Here is an 18,125-nt window from a genome sequence, read left to right on the forward strand (position 1 = left end):
CCATCCCCACATCCCTTCCACGTTCCCGGCGGGCCGGGAGCGCCGGTCAGAAGAACACGTTCAGCGGATTGGCCGACGTCTCGTCGGCGGCCAGCGGGTTCCGGCCCAGGCGGTCCGGCACGTCCCACAGTCGCCCCGGGCCGAGCCGGCGCCAGAAGTGCCGCATGCCGGGCACCACGACCTTCACCACCGCCAGTTCGACGTCCGGGCGGGACTGGTCGACGACGATCACCTCCAGGCCGGCCCGCTCCGCGCGGCGTACGCATCGGCGCACGTCGTCGCCCACGTCGCCGGTGGTCAGCGCCGGGTGGTCGGCGAGGGTGCGTGGCGGCCGGGCCGGATCCGGGGACAGCCAGGGCTGGTCGGCGACCCGTACGGTGCCGAACCAGCGCGTGGTGTCCGGGTCGCCGACGCCGTACCGGTTGGGCCCGGAGCCGGGTCCGCCGACGGCGGGCAGGAACTGGTTCACCTCGGTGAGCGCGCGGGTCAGTGCGACCCGCGCGTCCAGGTGCGCGCCGAAGCCCACCAGGACGTCCTCCGGCCCGCCGTCGACCCGCCGGGACACCGCGGCGAACACCGGTATGCCGAGGTCGGCGGTGAGGTCGAGGGCCCACAGCTCGCGGTTCAGGACGGCGGCGTGGTGGTCGGCGCAGGCCACTGCCCACGGGTCGGCGAACGAGGCGACGTCCACCCCGGGCATCCGGGACCTGTGGTACCACCACAGGGCCACACTGTCCCGCTCCACGAGTTCGCAGAAGCCCTGCACGATCGCCTCGGACAGGTTGCCGCCGGCCGCGCAGCCGTTCGAGTCGGCCGAGCACACGCCCAGCCCGGTCAGCTCCGGATGGCCGTACCAGCAGTACGCGGCGGGCAGCTCGCGCGGCTGCCGCCGGGTCAGCGACCAGCCGGTGGTCCAGTCCAGCTGCACGTCGTCGGGCAACGGGCGGGGAACCCGGTGCAGGTGGCCCAGGTAGCGGTTGAGCCGGTCCCGGTCGGCGTACTGCCGTTGCGAGAACAGCAGCAGTTCCCGCAGGTGCACCGCGCGGTCCGGACCGAGCTGCCGGTAGGCCGCCCGGTGCACCGGACGGTCGCCGCGCCACACACCGCAGTAGCGCTCGACCGCCTCCCCGATCGCGCTCATCCGGGCCTGGAGGTCGGTCCGGCCCTTGCCGCCGCTCTGCCCGCGCAGGTTGCGGCGCAGGCCGTCGAGCCGGCTGGGCTGGGCGAAGTTGTGCCCGGCGGAGTAGGTGTGGGTGACGCCGTTGTCGGTCGCCTCCAGCGGGGTCAGCCGGCTCACCATGCCCAGGTACCGGCTGACGTGGTGGGCGAGTGCCGCGTACGTCTCGGCGGCGTCCCGGGTGCGGGACTCCCCGGACCGGCTGGGCTGGGCGCCGCTCGGCGGCAGGTCGATCCGCGGCTCGGCCTTGCGGACGAGGTCCGGGTCGCCGCACGCGGGGCACTGCGGTTGGCGTACCAGCCGGTGGCTCTCCGTGCTGAGGTCCCGGGTGTCCAGGGCGACCATCCGGCCGGTGAGGCGGGGCGACGTTCCGAGCACGGCGAGCACGGCGAGTTCGGCGGCGAGCAGGCCGGCGGCCGTGGTGGCGAGTCCGGGCAGGACCGCCCGTCCTGGTTGCGGCAGCGGGCCGGCCGGGTCCTGGGCGCCGAGGAAGGCGTTCACCTGCTCGTTCTCCTGCCAGCGTTGCCGCAGGCAGGCCCAGCATCCGGTACGGCCCGGCACCAGGTTCGGGCCGAGGAAGATCACGTTGCCGTGTGGCCGGGCCAGGGTCCACGCACGACCGGCGGCCAGATGACGGTCGTTGATCGGCGCGAGGCGGGGGTCGAGCATCGACGACGGCAGCACCAGCACCTGGGCGTCGTCAGCGCCGGGGTCGACCGACTCCGGCCCGACCGCTGTCACGGCGAGCCCGAGGGCACGCAGCGCGTCGGCCGTCTCGGCCACCCGGGGTGCCCCGAGGTCCACGACGGTGACCCGGCCGCCGGCCATCCACCGCCGCCCCGCCTCGGGCGGGACACCCCGGGCGTCCCAGCCGGCGGCCTCGGCCGGCGAGGTGAGCGCCGGGCCGGACGTCAGCAGGCCGTGGTCGCGCAGCCGGGCGAGGGCGGCGGCGACGGCGGCGACCGGGTGCCGGGTGGCGAGCCGGGCCACCACGTCGGCCAGCGGCGCGACGCCGTCGAGCTGGTCGGCCAGGTCCGCGGCGACCGGATCGTCGACCAGTAGGCTACGGGTCTCCCCCAGCACCACGAGCGGGCCGTCGGGCAGCCGCACCGGCAGGTAGTCCGATCGGAAGCGCGGACGCCACATGGTTCCTCCCGAGCCTGGTGGCCGGACCGTGGTCCCGCCGGCCCCGCCGGCGATCACGGTTGCTGCCATCGTCGCGTTCGGAGGTGCCGATCCCGAGTGATGCCACCGGTTTCAGCAGTCGGCGCGACGGCGCCCGGTCAGCCGGCGGTGACGGTCAGCGCGGTGTCGTTGAGTCCCAGCACCGAGGTGCCGGTGGCCTGCGCCGGTACGAGCAGCAGGAAGGTCTCCACCCGGGTGACCCGGATCGACTTCCCGCGCACCGCCGTGCGGTGGCCGGTGGCGATCAGGTCCGGACTCTGCGGCACCATCTGGACGGTGGGCGGACCGCCGGGCGCCGGGCGCAGCGTGTCGGCGGCGTGGATCGTCAGGAAGGTCAGCGTGCCGGCCGGCGTGGTGACCGCACAGTCCGACCACTGGGCCCGGTCCAGGGTCCGCCGGACCCCCGCGCCGGCGCCGGCGAGTTGCTGCCCGTAGACCTCCCAGCCGCCGGCGAACTGACCGTCGAGCAGCGGGCTCGACGCGACCAGGGACCGGTTGCCGGTGGTCGACCCGATGCTGCGCGCGAAGACCTCGGCGGCGAGAGCCCGCCGGCTGGTCTCGTCCAGGGCGGTGCCGCCCGCCGTCGCCGCCCGCCCGTCGATGCTCCGGGCGGCCACCAGCGAGGACTGGCTGACCTGGACGTTGTGGCTGAGCTTCCACTGGCCGTCCGCGCCGAGCACGAACTGGCTGACGTCGGTGGGCGCCAGTTCCGAGCCGGCCAGCTTGAGGGTGGCGGTGACGAGGAAGCAGGACGGGTCGCCGGGCGGCACCGCGAACGCCGGGTTGATGTGCTGGAACGACGGTTGCGTCTGCTGGTTGTAGGCGGCGCGGCGGACCGCGGCGATGCTGAGGTCGAGCGAGGGCGAGACCTCCTGGGTCCGCAGCGTCTCGACGTCGCCGGCCACCGAGGCGGCCGAGTCGGCCTGGTCGAAGGCGGTGAGCACCAGCGCGGCCCGGTCCCGGCCGAAGGCGGCCGGGCCGTCGGGGGCCGGGGTCGCCGCGTCCACCGGCTCACCACCACAGCCGGACAGTACGAGCAGCGCCACGGTGGCGGCGGCGAACGGCATCGCCGGCACGGCGAGGACACGCGGGCCCCTGACGGATCTTCTGCCCAGCATCTCGTCCTCCATCCACAACCGGTCCACGGGAATCGCGCCCGATGCAGTCGAGTATGTGAGCGGGGGTCGGCCCCGGCCGGTGGCGGCGCGGCCTCGTGCTGCCCGGCCCGCGGGCGTTGCACGGAACGACGTCATCCGGTCCGGGCAGCGGTCACCGATCGGTGTCATCGAGCCGGGCGACCCAGGCGACCAGCCCTGACCGGGAGGTGACGCCGGCCTTGCGGTAGATCCGGGTCAGGTGCGCCTCCACGGTGCGCGGGCTGATGTTGAGCTGCCGGCCGATCAGCCGGCTGGTGACTCCGGTCGCCGTCAGCCGCGCGATGTGCCATTCCCGGTCGGTGAGGGCGGCGGTCGCGCGCGGGCCGACCGGCCGGGCCAGTCGCAGGCCGACCCGTTCCGTTCCGCACCATCCGGCCAGTTCCAGCGCGCGGCGGCGGGCCCGCGCTGCCGGGCCGGGCTGTTCCGCGGCTTCGGCCGCCCGGGCCAGGGAGGCCAGCGCCAGGCTGCGGCGGAGGGCCATGCCGCCGGAACGGAACAGGTCGGCAGCGGTCTCCAGGTGGAGCTGCGCCGCCGCGATCTCACCGCGGGCGAGCAGCACCTCGCCGTATGCCGACTCGGCGAAGCCCCGCTGCCCGGGCAGGCCCACCTGCTCCGCCTCGGCCATCGCCAGCCGCGCCTGCCGTTCGGCGTCGGCCACCTCGCCCGCGGCGAGCGCGGCGGAGCAGAGCAGTTCGTGCCACATCGGCCGGAGGGCGGGCTGGAGGCGGCTCAGCCGGCTGTCGCCGCCGGCCGAGCGCACCAGTTCGGCGCAGGTCGCCGGGTCACCGGCCAGCAACGCGGCCGTCGCCAGCGCGGTCGCCGCGGCACGGCCGCACCAGGTGGCCGGGTCGGTGGCGATTCCGACGGCGCTGCGGGCCAGCGCCACCGCCCGGTCGTCGTCCCGGGGACCACCACGCCAGGCCGTCGCCTCCGCCTCGGACGCCAGGGCGAAGCTCAGCAGGTGGTGGCTGCCGATGCGCCGGGCGACGATGCCCGCCTCGGTGGCCAGTCCGATGGCCGTGCCCAGCAGGCCCGCATGGTAGGCCACCTGGCTGCGCGCGAGCAGGAGCTGGCACAGACCGTCGTCGCGGTGCGAGGCGCGGACGAGCGTCAGCCCACGGTCGAGGTGCCGCACCGCGTCGGCCGGCCGTTCGAGGTACGACTCGGTCAGGCCGAGCGCGGTGAGGCAGTCGGGGTGGTCCCGCAGGTCCCGGTCGGGTAGCGAGTCGACGATGCGGCTTCCGGCGTCGAGCAGCCCACGCGCCTCGTCGAGCGCGCCGTCGTGCACGGCGGCCAGGCTGCGTACGGCCAGGAGGCCGGCCCGGTCGACACCCTCGCCGCCCGGGTCCCCGGCGAGCGCGTCGGGCAGCGCGGTCACGGGACGGCCGGCCAGGATGCCGGCGGCACCGATCTCGGTGGCGAGCCGGTAGCCGCCGGTGGGTCCGGTGCCGGCCGGCAGGGCGGCCAGCTCGCGCCGGCTGATCGCCACCGCCTCCGCGTAGTTGCCGAGCAGGCGTTCCATCCGCGCCCACAGCGCCACCGCCCGGGCCCGTCGTCCCTCCTCGTCGGCGGGGAACAGCGGCACGATCTCCTGGAGCAGGGCCCGGCTCTCGGCCAGGTTGCCCGCCTCACCGGTGATCTGGGCCAGCGCGAGTGACACGTCGCGGCGGCGCTGGGCCGAGCCGGCCGTCGGCCGCAGCGCCCGCAGCGCCTGCCGCAGCCAGTGGACGGCCAGGTCGGGCGCCTCACGCCGGATCTCCTGGGCGGCCCGGGAGAGCACGTCGGCGCAGCGTTCGGCCCAGCGGCCGTTCGGCAGGGCGAGCAGGTGTTCCGCGTAACGCGCCTGGTCCACGGGGGGTGCGCCGAGATCGACGAGCGCGGTGAGCGCCCGCGCGCAGGCCTCCATCCGCCACGCCGGGTCGGTGTCCTGGGCGACCGCCATCCGCAGCACCGGGTGCCGGAGCGCGAACCGCCCGGTGCCGGGTACGCGGCGGATCAGGTCGAGCCGGGCCAGCCGCCACCCGGCCTCGACCGCCTGTGCCGTCGGCACCTGCGCGACCTCGGCCAGCAGCTCCGGGGCGAAGGGCGCGTCGACGATCGCCCCGGCCCGCAGGCAGGCCAGCTCGACGGGCGGCAGGTCGGTCCACTCGCGGCGCAGGGCGGCCACCGCCGCGTCGGGCAGCCGGGCGCCCTGCGCGTCACGGATCGGGTCGGCGCCGGCCGGAGCGGGTCCGCCCGGAAGCGCCGCCAGGTAAGCGGGGTTGCCGCCGGTCAGGTCGTACCGGGCGCGCAGCTCCGCCGGATCGGCGTGGGGGTGCAGGAGCGCGACCTCGGCGAGACTGAGCGGCAAGAGTTCGATCCGGTCGTGGGATGTCGGCTCCGGATCGGCGTTCTCGTCGGATTCCGGCGGGCCGAACGGCATCGGGGTCGCCATCTGCCTCGGGCGGTAGACGAGCACGAGCAGCAGCGGCGCCGGCACCGGATACCGCAGGAGGTGGGCGATCAGGCCGGCGGAGGAGGCGTCCGCCCAGTGCAGGTCGTCGAGGACCAGCACGAGTCCGTCCCGGGCCGCCAGGCCGATCAGCCGGCGGGCCGCCTGGTAGGTCCGGAACCGCCGGACGTCCGAAGCCCGCTCCGGGGCCGGTGGCGCCGCGGCGGACTCCGCCCAGGTCTCCGCGGGCCGCCCGGCCCGCAGCCCGCGCCGGGGTGGCTGGCCCTTCGTGAGGGCGTGCCGGAACACGTGGAAGGGAACTCCCCGCTCATCCGGTGCGCACGTCCCGACGGCCCACACGACGGCGGGGGCGGATCGTCGCAGGGCCTCGTGGACCAGGCGGGTCTTGCCGACACCCGGCTCGCCGACCACTTCACACACCATCTGCCGGCCCTGGCCGAACGCCGCGTCCCGGGCTTTTCCGATACGCGCCAACTGCGATTCCCGCCCGGCGAAGCACGGGCCCGATGACGCATTTCCCAGCCCAGGTGTCATCACGCAGATCAGACGCTTTCCGGCACACTCATAGGGGATGGTCCGAACTATAGCGGCGGAGCGGCGCCCGATGTCACATGGCCCCGATGCGGTCGGCCCTTATTTCACCGAAGTGCGGGAACGCCGATTCTTTACGACACCGCACCACAGCCCGCAGAAGGGACTGGTCACCACAAGGGCGGAACGATACCGATATCGCCACGATTATGCGCGGCCATACCAACCGGCCCGAACCCGATATCGCCGACTTCCGCCAATTTCAGCCAGGCGAGCCGGGGTGCACCTGGGAGACGAAATGGAAAATGCGCGGATGGCCGCCCCGCCCCGCGGAAACGGGCGGAGCGCAGTCAGCGGAAACGGATGCTCCGCCGGCGGGAACGCCGGCCTCACCTGCCGCGATTGAGGCGCACGATGGTGCCGTTGAGCGCGGTGGCGAAGAGGGTCCACGCCACGTACGGGGCCAGGGCGGCGCCGGAGGGCCCGTCGGCGCGCGCCGCGCGGCGCAGCAGCGCCAGGTTGGACAGGTTGAGCGCGGCGATCCCGGCCAGCGCGGCGGCCGGCTTCCGGGCACCGAAGAACAGGGCCGACCAGCCGGCGTTGAGCGCCAGGTTGAGCGCGTAGCCACGGGCGAAGGAGGCCCGCTCGGGGCCTTCGGAGCGGTCCAGCGTCCGGGCGCCGGCGACCGCGATCAGCCCGTACAACGGGGTCCAGACGAGGGGGAACGCGGTGGGCGGCGGCTGCCACGCGGGCTTGCGCAGGCCGCGGTACCAGCGTGAGGAGGTGGCGGACGAGGTGACGGTGGCACCCGCGGCTGCGGTCGCGGTCACCGCCGCCGCGGTCTTGACCAGGGTCGGCACTCGCATACCGCTCAGCTACCCGGCCAGCCGCGAATCAACCCGCAGGCCCGCCACCTTCGTCGGAAGATCCACTTCCGGACGCCCCCCGGCGCACAGATCTTTCAGCGGAGCACGCGCGACTCGTAGACAATTTTCACACCCTTCGATAACCTCGCCCTTCAGTGATGCTTGTCGATAGGAGGCTCCATGCGACGGCTCGTGCTCTCCTTAACTCTGGCGGCGATCGGCGCCTGGACCGTGGCGCCGACGCCGGCCTCGGCCGCGCCCCGCCCGGCACCGGCGCCCGTCGCCGACGCGGTGACCGCGAAGCTTCTCGGCCAGGCCGACACCGCCACCGCCCGAGCGGCGGGTGCGGAGCGGACCCGGGTCACCGTCACCCGCGCGAACGGCCGGTGGGCGTTCGGCACCGCGGTGCTGCTCGCGGACCGGACCGCGGACGCACACCCCACCGGGTCGGTCTTCCTCGCCCGGGCCGATGCGAAGGGCTGGACCGTCGCGTTCGACGGCGAGGCGTCGTTCGGCGACCTGGCCGCCGCGTCGCCGCTGGTGAGCCAGGACGAGAAGGCGGTGTTCCGCACGCCCGTCACCCCGATGTACGCCGGGGGCGACTTCCGGACCGGGATGGCGCTGCCGTTCGCGGTCGGGCAGACGTGGACGCTCACCTCCGGGCCGCACGGCTGGGGCGGCGCCGCCGCGCCGTGGAGTTCGGTCGACCTCGCCGGTGGCGACCAGGTCGTCCGCGCCGCCCGGGCCGGTACCGCGTACACGATGTGCACCGGGTGGATCCGGGTCATCCACGACCGGGGCTACTCGACCGACTACTACCACCTGTGGAACAGCATCTCCGTCAACGGCGCCGCCGTGGGCCAGGGCGCATACCTGGGTAACACCGGCACCGACGTCACCTGCGGCGGCTCCGCCAGCGGTCGGCACGTGCACTTCGGGCTGCGGCAGAACTCGGCCTACGTCCCGATCGCCGGGCACGGCGTCGGCAAGTGGGACTTCGTCGCCGGCGCGGCGGCGTACCAGGGCGGCGCCCGGCACGGGTCCGCCTTCGCCGGCGGGGGCGGCGGCGTCTACAACTACGGCGCGCTCGGCTTCAACCAGGGAGTCGTCGACGCCAACGGCGGCGGCACCCTGACCCGGCGGTCCGGTCCCGGAACGGGGTACGGCGCCGTCGGCTCGATCGCGGACGGGGCCACAGTCACCGTCTCCTGCTCCGCCAACGGCACCTCGCACACCGGCCGGTACGGCACCACGGCCCTGTGGGACCGGCTCAGCGACGGTAGCTGGGTGTCCGACGCCTACCTGTCCACCGGAGTCAACGGGCCGATAAACGGCTGGTGCTGACCCCGGCCCCACGTCGGCCGTGCGCGCCGGTGCCGAACACGGCACCGGCGCGCACGGCGTATGACACGGACACGTACGCCTCGGCGGCTGATCCCTCGCGGTGGCGGCCGGAGCTGCCGCCCTTCAACACGGCTGCTAGCTTGCGGAAGCATGGACGACTCCCCTCCCTCGTACCGGCCGAGTCCCGACGCGCTGCTCCTGTTCGGCACCGTCACCGCACTGTTCGGCTACCTGATGCCGTGGTTCCGCGCCACCCGTCGCCATCAGTGGTGGTACTCGGGCTGGTCCTACCTGGAGAACGAGGGCGGCTGGACCTGGCTGGTCGTGCTCTGCCTGGTGATCGCCATCCTGGCCAGCGTCTGGGCCGGCCGGAGCGTGGGGTCCGCCAAGCTCGCGGTCGGCGCGGCGGTGGCCGGGATGTTCCTCGCCGGTGCCGTGGTCGCGGTGAGCCTGGGCTCACTGCCCGAGCGCAGCAGCATCGACTGGGTCGGTGAACTGCCCTTCGGGCTGGGGATGCCGCTCATGGCGATCGGATTCGGGGCCGTCGTCGCCGCGGCGCTGGGCACCGTACGCCGCCCCGCAAAGGAGTGACGCGACGTCACGCCGCCGGCAGGTCCACCACCCGGGCGGCCCAGCGGGCCATCAGCGCCGGATCGTGGGTGATGACCAGGACCCCGGCGGAGTGCCGGCGCTGGTAGTCGGTGACGACGGCGGCGAGGTGCGCCTGGGTGGAGGCGTCGAGCATCGCGGTGGCCTCGTCGCAGAGCAGATAGGCCGGCCGGTGGACCAGGGCGCGGGCGAGGCAGGCGCGCTGCAGTTGCCCGTCGCTCACCGCGTGCGGGCGGCGGGTCAGCAGGTCGGGGGTCAGTCCGACCAGGTCGGCCAGCTCCGCCGTACGGGCGGCCGCCCGCTCGCGCGGTGTGCCGGTGGCGCGTAGCGGCTCGGCGACGATGTCGGCGAGGCTGAGCCGCGGGTCGGTGGCGGCGCGCGGGCTCTGGAACAGGATCGCGACGCGGGTGCGCAGCGCCGCCGGCAAGCGGTGGCGGACACCGTCGAGCGGTTGCCCGTCGATCGTGACGTGCCCGCTGTCCGGGGCGTGCAGCAGGGCGAGGACGCGGGCGAGCGTGGACTTGCCGCTGCCCGAGGGGCCGCGCAGCCCGACCGTCTCGCCGGGGGCGATGTGCAGGTCGACCCGGTCGAGGACGCGCTGCCCGCCGTACGCGACGGAGACCTGGTGCGCGGCGAGCCCGGCGGCCGGCGCGGCGTCCGGGGCGGCGGCGTCGGTCGCGCCGGGAGCGGTGAGCGTCATGCCGGTACCTCCTCGCGCAGTGGGTGGTGGCAGGCGACGGAGCCCGCGCGGTCGACGGCGACGCGGGGCAGCGTCGCGCAGGTGTCGGTGGCGCGTGCGCAGCGCGGGGCGAAGGCGCAGCCGGCGGGCAGATCGGTGAGCGCGGGCGGGTGGCCGGGCACCGGGATGAAGGCGCGGTCGGGCAGCGCGTCGAGCAGACCGGCGGTGTACGGGTGGGCCGGGTCGTCGAACAGCGCCTCGGCCGGGCGGTGTTCGACGATGCGGCTGGCGTACATCACGGCGACGGTGTCCGCGACGCGGCGCGCGGCGGCCAGGTCGTGCGTGATGAGCAGGACGGCCGCGCCGGTGTCGCAGCGGCGGCGCAGCAGGTCCAGCGTGTGGTCGACGAGCGGCCGGTCGAGGCCGCTGGTGGGTTCGTCCGCCAGCAGCACCGGCGGGTCGGGTGCGAGGGCGAGCGCGGTGGCGAGCCGCTGGGCCATGCCGCCGGACAGCTCGTGCGGGTACCGGTTCAGGTCGGCCGGGTCGAGACCGACGTCGGTGGCGATCCGGTCGGCGGCGGCCGGCGCGTCGCGGCGGGCGTGTCCGTGCGCGCGCAGCGTCTCCTCCAGCAGCTTCCGCCCGGTACGCACGGGGGTGAGCGCGGTGGCGGGGCTCTGCGGGACCAGGCCGACGCCCCGGCCGCGTACGTGCCGGGCGAGGTGCCGCTCCCCCGCGCCGATCAGGTCGACCTCGTCGCGCCCCGGCGCGTGCAGGCGGGCCTGCCCGGTGACTGTGGCGTTGCGCGGCAGCAGGCCGAGCAGGGCGTGCGCGAGGACGGACTTGCCGCACCCGGACTCGCCGACCACCGCCAGCAGTTCGCCGGATCGCAGCGTGAGGCTCAGGTCGGTGACGGCGTGCACGAGCGCGTCGCGCAGCCGGAAGCGGACGGTCAGCCCGTCGACGGTCAGCAGCGCCGGCGCGGTCACAGGTGCAGCTCCGCTCGTACGCGCGGGTCGAGACGGTCACGCCAGCGGCCGGTGAGCACGGCGAGCGCCAGGGTCGCCACCACGAGCAGGAGACCGGGGACGATGCTGGCCCACCAGGCGCCGGTGAGCAGCGACCGCTGCCCGTCGTTGATCATGTTGCCGATCGAGGCGAGGTGCGGCGGCAGGCCGAGGCCGAGGAAGGACAACGCGGTCTCGTGCCAGACGGCGTGCGGCACCATGAGCGTGGTCGCCAGCGCCAGGCGGGGCAGCACGTGCGGCAGCAGGTGCCGGGTGAGCACCCGGACCCGCCCGGCTCCGCCGGAGATCGCGGCGTCCACGAACGGCCGGTTACGCAGGCTGAGCAGCTCGGAGCGGACGATCCGGGCGGTGGACAGCCAGTGCGTCAGCGCGATGGACGCGATCACCGCACCCAGGCCGGGACGCAGCATCGCCACCACGAAGATGCCCAGCAGCAGGTGCGGTAGCGCGGCGACGGTGTCCACGACGCGCATGAGCGCCCGGTCGACCCGGCCGCCGACGCTGCCGGCGACGGCGCCGACCAGGCCGCCGATGACGGCCGCGACGAGCGCGGCGACAGCGCCGACGAGCAGCGAGACGCGCAGGCCGTAGAGGCTGCGCACCGCTACGTCGCGGCCGAGGTCGTCGGTGCCGGCCAGGTTCTCCGGCGAGGGCGCGAGCCGGGTACGGGAGAGGTCGACGGCGCTCTGGTCCAGCGGCCACAGGACCGGGGCGAGCAACGCGGCGGCGACGACACCGGCGAGCACGACGACGGCGACTGCCGTGCCGGCGCTGCCCGGACGGCGCAGGCGCCGTACGCGCGCGGGGAGGGCGAGATCAGTCATCGAGGCGTACCCGGGGGTCGGCGGCGGCGTAGGCGAGGTCGGTGAGGAGGTTCGCGGTCAGCACCACGACGGCGGTGGCCAGGGTCGTCGCCGCGAGCAGCGGGAAGTCGGCGCCCAGCGCGGCCTCGACGGTGACCGCGCCGAGGCCGGGCAGGGAGAACACGGTCTCCACCAGGACCGCGCCGCCGACGAGTTCGGGCAGGTGCGTGCCGACCAGGGTGAGGAACGGCAGCAGCGCGGTACGCAGCGCGTGTCCGAACAGGACGACCCGGCCGGGCAGCCCTCGGGCGCGCGCGGCCAGGACGTGGTCGTCGCGCAGGCTCTCGGCGACCGCGTCGCGGACGAACAGCACGAACCACGGGGCCTGGGAGATCGCCAGCACTGTCACCGGCAGCACCAGGTGCCGGGCCACGTCGGCCGGGTCGGTGCCGGTGGCGGTGATGTCGGTGAGCCCGCCGGCGGGCAGCCAGCCGAGACTGAGGGCGAACACGGCGATCGCCGCGAGGCCGATCCAGAACACCGGCATGGACTGCACGGCGTACGCGACGGCGCGCAACGCCCTGTCGAACCAGCCACCGCGCCGGTACGCGGCCAGCGTCCCGAGCAGCACGCTCGCCACCAGCACCAGGGCGAGCGCGGTGCCGACGAGCAGCAGCGTCCAGCCGGCGCGGGCGGCCAGCACCGAGGTGACCGGCTCGTGCCGGCTCGTCGACCAGCCCAGGTCGCCGCGCAGCAGGTTGCCGATCCAGCGGGCGTACTGCACCGGCAGCGGGTCGTCGACACCCCAGTTGGCGCGGATCTGCGCGAGGTTCTCCTCGCTGGTGGTGAACGCCGCCGCGCCCGCGTACTGCTGGGCCGGGTCGATCGGGGAGGCGGCGCCGAGGGCGAACATGCCCATGCTGGTCGCGGCCAGCACCGGTACGGCGACCAGCAGCCGCCGCCGGACCACGGTGCCGGCCCCGGCCGGCCGCCGCCGTCCGGTCACGATTTCTTCGTCCAGGTGTGCACGTTCCACCAGATGCTGTTGGCGACGTCGTGCTCGTGCGGCTCGACCCGTGGCGTCACCCCCGACACGGAGTCCTTCACTACGTAGGTGTGCTGGAGGTAGGTGAGGAACACCCACGGCACGTCGGCGGCGAGCTGCTTCTGGAACGTGGCGTACGCGGCCTTGCGGGCGGCCGGGTCGGCGTCGTCCCGGCCCTTCCGCAACGCCGCGTCGGTGACCGTCGAGCGGTACGAGCCGGGGTTGAAGAACCCCTGCCCGGCGAAGGCCGAGCTGAACAGCTTGTAGGAGACGAAGTCCGGGTCGTACGGCGTGCCGTAGCCCATGATCAGCGCGTCGTTCCCCATCCGCGGGGTGATCGCGTCCCAGGTCAGGCCCTCCGGCGTGACGGTGATGCCGACCTTCTTCGCGTCGGCGGTGACGGCCAGGGCCAGTTCCTTGCGCAGGCTGTCGGTGGCCGGGTACATGATCGTGAACGCGGCCGGCCGCCCGTCCCTGACCCGGATGCCGTCCGGGCCGGGCTTCCACCCGGCGGCGTCCAGCGCCGCCGCCGCTCCGGCGATGTCGGCGGCCGGCTTGCCCGTGATCGACGGCTCGGCGTATTCCGAGGTGGGCGGCACCGGCCCGAACGCGGGCTCCCCGGCCTCGCCGAGCACACCGGTCACCATGGCCTGCCGGTCCACCGCGACGTTCAGCGCCCGCCGGATCGCGAGGTCGCCGGTGACCGGGTTGCCCATCGGCAGCATGACGCCGCGGTAGTCGGCGGTCGGCACCTTGTGCACCCGGTAGCCGTTGCGGCCCTCGAACCCGGACGCGAGCTTCGGCGCCAGCTCCGCCGCGTCGAACTCGCCGGCCCGCATCCGCTGGGCCCGCACGTTGTCGTCGGCGACGAATGCCACCACCACGCCCGAGTTCGCCGGCCTGCCGCCCCAGTACGTCTCGTTGGCCGCGAGCACGAGCCGGTCACCCGGCGTCCAGGACGTGACCCGGTACGGGCCGGTGCCGACCGGCTTGCGGTTGAAGCCGGCCTTGTTGACGTCCTGCCCGGCGAACGCCTTCGCCGGGACGATCCCCAGCGCCAGCCGTTGCAGGAACGGCGCGTACGCGTACGTCAGCGTGAACACGACTGTCGCCGGGTCCGGCGCGGTGACGGAGACGAGCATGTCCAGATCGGAGCGCAGCGTCGAGTCGACAGTCGGGTCGAGCACCGCCTGGTAGGTGAACGCCACGTCCTGCGCGGTCAGCGGGCTGCCGTCGTGGAACAGCACTCCCTCGCGCAGCTTCGCGGTGACCGTCTTCCCGTCCGCAGAGACGGTGGGCAGCTCGCGGGCCAGGGCGGGCACCAGCTCGTTGCGGGCGTCCCGGGCGACCAACCCGTCGAAGATCAGTGAAGCGCCGTCGACGCCGTAGTTGAGCACCGGGTTGAGCGTGTCCGGCTCGCCCGCGGTGGCGACCACGAGCGTGCCGGCGTTGCCCGTGCCGCCCGGCGAGGCCGTCGGCGACGAGCAGCCCGCGGCGGCGAGCAGGGCGGCGGCGAGCGTCGCGGCCACGCGTACGGGCTTGGGTTTGATCGCCACCGGCAACCCCTCGGACTCGTCCTCGGTAGCGGCCGGGCGGGCGCTCCGGCGAAGATCAGATCATCGCGTGCCCGAGCGCCCGCCCACTTCTGCCACTATTCGGCAGTTGCAAAGTCTATGCAATAGGGAACCGTCAACGGCTGAGACCCTCCGGGCCGGGCGCCCGCTCGTGAAGCGGCCGTGCGGCGCGATGAATATGCTCAGGGGGTGAAGGACAGCGAGCAGGCGGTGCTTGCCGGGATGTTGCAGTCGGCCGAGGACGCCGCCCCGGTGCAGGCGGTCCAGGCCGTCACCGGCGTCATCGCCACGGCGCTGAACGCGCTCGGCGTCTCGCTGCTGATCGCCGACCTCAGCGGCCGTGCGCTGGTCCGGCTGATCCACCAGCCGAACGGCGGCGGTAACGGCCGGCACCACGGCGAGGAGGACGCCGAGGTCCTCCCGTTTGACGGCGGGCCCTACGAACGCGCCCTGCGTCAGCAGGCCCCCGAGGTCATCGCCGGCGACGGCAGGTGGACCGTGCTGGCGCCGGTCACCGAGCGTGGTGAGGCGATCGGCCTGCTGGAGGTCGCCCTGCCCGACGAGCCGGACGGCGACGCGGTGAACTCGCTCGCCCGTACCGCGCACGCGCTGGCGTTCGTGGTCATCGCCAACCGCAGGCACACCGACCTGTTCGAGTGGGGACAGCGCACCACCCCGTTCAGCCTCTCCGCCGAGATCCAGCGCCGCCTGCTGCCCGCCTCGTTCACCTGCGAGGCCGGCGCCTTCGCGCTCTCCGGCTGGCTGGAACCCGCCGCGAGCGTCGGCGGCGACACCTTCGACTACAGCCTCGCCCGGGATCTGCTGCACCTCAGCGTCACCGACGCGATGGGCCACGGCGTGGCGAGCGCGCTCACCGCCACCCTCGGCGTGGGCAGCCTGCGCAACACCCGCCGGCGCGGCGCCGGCCTCGTCGCCCAGGCCGAGGAGGCCAACCAGGCCATCGCGGAGCACGCCAACGTACGCGGCACGTACGTCACAGCCGTGCTGGGCCGCGTCGACCTGACCACCGGCCGCTGTGAGCTGCTCAACGCCGGGCACGTCCCGCCGTTGCTGGTCCGGGACGGCCGGGTCGTGCCCGTGGAACTGCCCGGAAACTTCCCGCTCGGCATGTTCCCCGGCGAGAGCTACCGCAGCGGAGAACTGCCCCTGCTGCCCGGCGACCGGCTGGTGCTGGTCACCGACGGCATGCGGGACCGCAACGCCGCCGACGTCGACCTGCCCGCGGCCCTGCTCCACCTCGCCCACCTGCATCCCCGCGAGGCGGTGCGAGCGCTGTCCGACGCGGTGCTCGCAGCCGCCGGGCCGGTCCTGGACGACGACGCCACAATGCTCATCATCGACTGGTACGCCGGTCACGGGCCACGGAACACCACCGCCGGCACCGACAGCACCCGCGTCAGCACGGAGGAGGAGCGCTCAGCGCACCGCCGCCGATGAGCCGTCCTCGGCGTCCCGCACGGTGTCGAAGAGCGGGATGACGCGGTCCACCGACGTGATCGAGAAGACTTTGCGGATCGACTGGCGGACGACGGCCAGACCGAGCCAGCCGTCGCGCTCCCGCAGGTTCTTGTAGACGAGCACCAGTGCGCCCAGGCCGCTGGAGTCCACGAACCCGACCTGGGTCAGGTCGACGACCACCGTCCGCGCACCGGTCTCCACCACCTTGAGCAGCCGGTCACGCAGCTGCGGCGCGGTGGCCATGTCCAGATCACCGGCGACCTCGATCACCGGGCCGACACGCCCCTGCCGGGTCGTCACCGAGAAATCCACCGCTCCCCCTCAACCGCAAGCCCGTCGCTACCGACACCGTGCCAGAAATCGGCCCTGATCGCCTCCCGTGGGTTCACGTCGGCTCAGCGGCCTCCCCGCGAAGTGGCGGAGGACACCTCAGTGTCGATCGAGCCGGATCACGATCCGCGTCCCCGCTGCCGATCACCGAGCGCGAGCCGGCGACGCTCGCCGTCGACCAGCGGCTGCACCTTCGGCAGCCCCGTCGTGGGCGCGCCTGAACTACCCTCGCCGCGGTGGACACTGTGGAGATCGATGCGCCTGTCGTCGGCGTGACCGTCTACCCGGACCGCGCCCGGGTCACCCGCCGCGGCGGCGTCCGCCTGGCCGCCGGCGACCACCGGGTACGCGTCGCCCCGCTCCCGCTGGGCCTGCGCCGGGACTCGATCCGGGTGGGTGGCCGGGGCGCGGTGACGGTGCTCGGGGTGGACGTGGCCGCGTGGCGGCAGGCGCGCAGCACCGACGCCCAGGTCGTCGAGCTGGAACGGCGGCGCCGCGAACTCGCCGACGAGCTGACCGAGGTCGGTGACACCGACGCGATCGAGGAACAGCGCGGCGAGTTCCTCACCCGGCTGGCCGAGCGGGCCGGTGGCACGTACGCCCGGGCGCTGGCCGCGGGCGACGCGGCCCCGGCCGACGTGGTGGCCTTCACCGACTCGGTGTCCGGTCAGCTCGCCGAGTCCCGGGCCCGGCGGCGCGGGCTGGCCCGGCGCCGCACCGAGCTGGCGGAGGAGCTGGCCGCTGTCGACCGCGAGCTGGAGGCGGCGCGCGGCAAGCGGGCGCCGGACCGGCTGGCCGCCGAGGTGTCCGTCTCCGTCGACGCCGACGACACCGAGGTGGAGCTGGAGCTGAGCTATCTGGTCGACGGCGCCCGCTGGACGCCCTCCTACGACCTGCGGCTGGTCGACGACACCATGACGGTCACCTGGTTCGGGCTGGTCAGCCAGGGCACCGGGGAGGACTGGCCGGAGTGCGAGCTTCAGCTCTCCACCGCCCGCCCGGCGGCGACCAGCGGCGTACCGGAATTGTCGCCCTGGTATCTCGACCGGCTCCGGCCGCAGCCGCCGATGGCCGTGTCGGCCGCGTCGTTCGGCGGCGCGGTGCCGCCACCGGCTCCCGGCGCGGCGCCGGCGGGCCGTCCGGAGAGGGCGCGGTCCGCGGTGCCCCGGCCCGCCGTGCGGGAGAGCGTCGCCGAGGTCGAGCAGGGCGTGACGGCGGCGACCTACCGGCCCGCCCGGCCGGTGGCGGTGCCCGCAGACGGCGGCACGCACCGGGTCACCATCGCGGTGCTGGAGCTGCCGGCCCGGCTGGACCACGTGAGCGTGCCGGTGCGCGCCGCCGAGGCGCACCTGCGGGCCACGGTCCGCAACACGTCGGAGCACACGCTGCCACCCGGGCCGGCGTCGGTGTTCCACGGCGCGGACTTCGTGGCGGCGACGCAGCTGACGACCTGGGCACCGGGCGAGGAGACGGAGCTGGCGCTCGGGATCGACGACCGGCTGCGGGTGGAACGGAAGCTGGCCCGGCGCACCGAGAGCAGGGCCACGCTCGGGTCGACGCGGCGGCGGGAGGTGGAGTACCGGATCACGGTGGCCAACCACACGCCCCGGGCGGCCACCGTCGAGGTGCGTGATCAGCTGCCGGTGTCCCGGGACGAGTCGGTGGTGGTACGCGAGACCACGCTGACGCCGCCGCCCGCCGAGCGTACGGAGCTGGGCGAGCTGACCTGGCGGCTGTCGCTGCCACCGGGTGAGAGCGGGGAGATCGCGCTGGGCTTCCGGGTGGAGCTGGCCAAGGGGGTCGAGCTGACCGGCTGGCGGGAATGACGACGGGGCCGCTTCCGCGACGTGCGGAAGCGGCCCCGGCGCA

14 protein-coding genes are annotated in these 18,125 nt (G+C 74.6%); 4 read left to right on the forward strand and 10 right to left on the reverse strand.

The genetic code is table 11. From position 1 onward, the window contains the following. Nucleotides 1-46 precede the first annotated feature (46 nt). From ACFYO8_RS05205 to ACFYO8_RS05220, 4 genes are all read right to left on the reverse strand, one after another. Entirely contained in the window at nucleotides 47-2,323 is a 2,277-nt protein-coding gene (locus tag ACFYO8_RS05205; protein ID WP_354868312.1) for a TOMM precursor leader peptide-binding protein, read from the reverse strand. A 137-nt stretch (nucleotides 2,324-2,460) separates the two neighbouring features. Next, on the reverse strand, nucleotides 2,461-3,480 hold the full coding sequence (locus ACFYO8_RS05210; protein ID WP_354868309.1) for a hypothetical protein: 1,020 nt from the start codon (nucleotides 3,478-3,480) through the stop codon (nucleotides 2,461-2,463). A 151-nt stretch (nucleotides 3,481-3,631) separates the two neighbouring features. After that, nucleotides 3,632-6,505, reverse strand: a complete 2,874-nt coding sequence (locus tag ACFYO8_RS05215; protein WP_354868307.1) for an AAA family ATPase — start codon at nucleotides 6,503-6,505, stop codon at nucleotides 3,632-3,634. A 386-nt stretch (nucleotides 6,506-6,891) separates the two neighbouring features. Beyond that, the gene (locus tag ACFYO8_RS05220; RefSeq protein WP_354868304.1) at nucleotides 6,892-7,368 is read right to left on the reverse strand and encodes a TspO/MBR family protein; all 477 of its coding nucleotides are present in this window, start codon (nucleotides 7,366-7,368) and stop codon (nucleotides 6,892-6,894) included. A gap of 180 nt (nucleotides 7,369-7,548) precedes the next feature. Between ACFYO8_RS05220 and ACFYO8_RS05225 the strand changes: the two genes are divergently transcribed. Beyond that, on the forward strand, nucleotides 7,549-8,712 hold the full coding sequence (locus tag ACFYO8_RS05225; RefSeq protein ID WP_354868301.1) for a peptidoglycan DD-metalloendopeptidase family protein: 1,164 nt from the start codon (nucleotides 7,549-7,551) through the stop codon (nucleotides 8,710-8,712). 150 nt (nucleotides 8,713-8,862) lie between these two features. Then, the gene (locus ACFYO8_RS05230; protein ID WP_354868299.1) at nucleotides 8,863-9,303 is read left to right on the forward strand and encodes a hypothetical protein; all 441 of its coding nucleotides are present in this window, start codon (nucleotides 8,863-8,865) and stop codon (nucleotides 9,301-9,303) included. Between the two features lie 7 nt (nucleotides 9,304-9,310). On the opposite strand, the gene ACFYO8_RS05235 is transcribed toward ACFYO8_RS05230, so the two are convergent. The 5 genes from ACFYO8_RS05235 to ACFYO8_RS05255 are packed head-to-tail and all read right to left on the reverse strand — an operon-like array spanning nucleotide 9,311 to nucleotide 14,429. Beyond that, nucleotides 9,311-10,021, reverse strand: coding sequence for a dipeptide/oligopeptide/nickel ABC transporter ATP-binding protein (locus ACFYO8_RS05235; RefSeq protein ID WP_355095984.1), 711 nt, complete (start codon nucleotides 10,019-10,021; stop codon nucleotides 9,311-9,313). Next, nucleotides 10,018-10,986, reverse strand: coding sequence for an ABC transporter ATP-binding protein (locus ACFYO8_RS05240; RefSeq protein WP_354868293.1), 969 nt, complete (start codon nucleotides 10,984-10,986; stop codon nucleotides 10,018-10,020). Before ACFYO8_RS05240 ends, ACFYO8_RS05235 begins: the two co-directional genes overlap by 4 nt. Then, nucleotides 10,983-11,849, reverse strand: a complete 867-nt coding sequence (locus ACFYO8_RS05245; RefSeq protein ID WP_354868291.1) for an ABC transporter permease — start codon at nucleotides 11,847-11,849, stop codon at nucleotides 10,983-10,985. The genes ACFYO8_RS05240 and ACFYO8_RS05245 overlap by 4 nt, the downstream gene beginning before the upstream one ends. After that, entirely contained in the window at nucleotides 11,842-12,834 is a 993-nt protein-coding gene (locus tag ACFYO8_RS05250) for an ABC transporter permease (RefSeq protein WP_354868288.1), read from the reverse strand. The genes ACFYO8_RS05245 and ACFYO8_RS05250 overlap by 8 nt, the downstream gene beginning before the upstream one ends. Next, a complete protein-coding gene (locus tag ACFYO8_RS05255) occupies nucleotides 12,831-14,429 on the reverse strand; it encodes an ABC transporter substrate-binding protein (protein WP_354868285.1) in 1,599 nt (532 codons plus the stop codon). Before ACFYO8_RS05255 ends, ACFYO8_RS05250 begins: the two co-directional genes overlap by 4 nt. 207 nt (nucleotides 14,430-14,636) lie before the next feature. Between ACFYO8_RS05255 and ACFYO8_RS05260 the strand changes: the two genes are divergently transcribed. After that, the gene (locus ACFYO8_RS05260; RefSeq protein ID WP_354868282.1) at nucleotides 14,637-15,905 is read left to right on the forward strand and encodes a PP2C family protein-serine/threonine phosphatase; all 1,269 of its coding nucleotides are present in this window, start codon (nucleotides 14,637-14,639) and stop codon (nucleotides 15,903-15,905) included. Here ACFYO8_RS05260 and ACFYO8_RS05265 read toward each other — a convergent pair. Further along, nucleotides 15,885-16,238, reverse strand: coding sequence for an STAS domain-containing protein (locus tag ACFYO8_RS05265; protein WP_355014784.1), 354 nt, complete (start codon nucleotides 16,236-16,238; stop codon nucleotides 15,885-15,887). The genes ACFYO8_RS05260 and ACFYO8_RS05265 overlap by 21 nt on opposite strands. A 254-nt stretch (nucleotides 16,239-16,492) precedes the next feature. Here ACFYO8_RS05265 and ACFYO8_RS05270 point away from each other — a divergent pair, with 254 nt between their 5' ends. Continuing rightward, nucleotides 16,493-18,082, forward strand: coding sequence for a DUF4139 domain-containing protein (locus tag ACFYO8_RS05270; protein WP_357707166.1), 1,590 nt, complete (start codon nucleotides 16,493-16,495; stop codon nucleotides 18,080-18,082). Nucleotides 18,083-18,125: the final 43 nt, after the last annotated feature.

The organism is Micromonospora sp. NPDC005257 (genome assembly GCF_042872445.1).
Classification (GTDB): Bacteria; Actinomycetota; Actinomycetes; order Mycobacteriales; family Micromonosporaceae; genus Micromonospora.

Excerpts from the sequence above, each read along its gene's own strand:
- ACFYO8_RS05215 (WP_354868307.1), bottom strand. The coding sequence starts at position 6,505 with ATGACACCTGGGCTGGGAAATGCGTCATCGGGCCCGTGCTTCGCCGGG.
- ACFYO8_RS05225 (WP_354868301.1), top strand. The coding sequence starts at position 7,549 with ATGCGACGGCTCGTGCTCTCCTTAACTCTGGCGGCGATCGGCGCCTGG.
- ACFYO8_RS05230 (WP_354868299.1), top strand. The coding sequence starts at position 8,863 with ATGGACGACTCCCCTCCCTCGTACCGGCCGAGTCCCGACGCGCTGCTC.
- ACFYO8_RS05205 (WP_354868312.1), bottom strand. The coding sequence starts at position 2,323 with ATGTGGCGTCCGCGCTTCCGATCGGACTACCTGCCGGTGCGGCTGCCC.
- ACFYO8_RS05220 (WP_354868304.1), bottom strand. The coding sequence starts at position 7,368 with ATGCGAGTGCCGACCCTGGTCAAGACCGCGGCGGCGGTGACCGCGACC.
- ACFYO8_RS05210 (WP_354868309.1), bottom strand. The coding sequence starts at position 3,480 with ATGCTGGGCAGAAGATCCGTCAGGGGCCCGCGTGTCCTCGCCGTGCCG.
- ACFYO8_RS05235 (WP_355095984.1), bottom strand. The coding sequence starts at position 10,021 with ATGACGCTCACCGCTCCCGGCGCGACCGACGCCGCCGCCCCGGACGCC.
- ACFYO8_RS05245 (WP_354868291.1), bottom strand. The coding sequence starts at position 11,849 with ATGACTGATCTCGCCCTCCCCGCGCGCGTACGGCGCCTGCGCCGTCCG.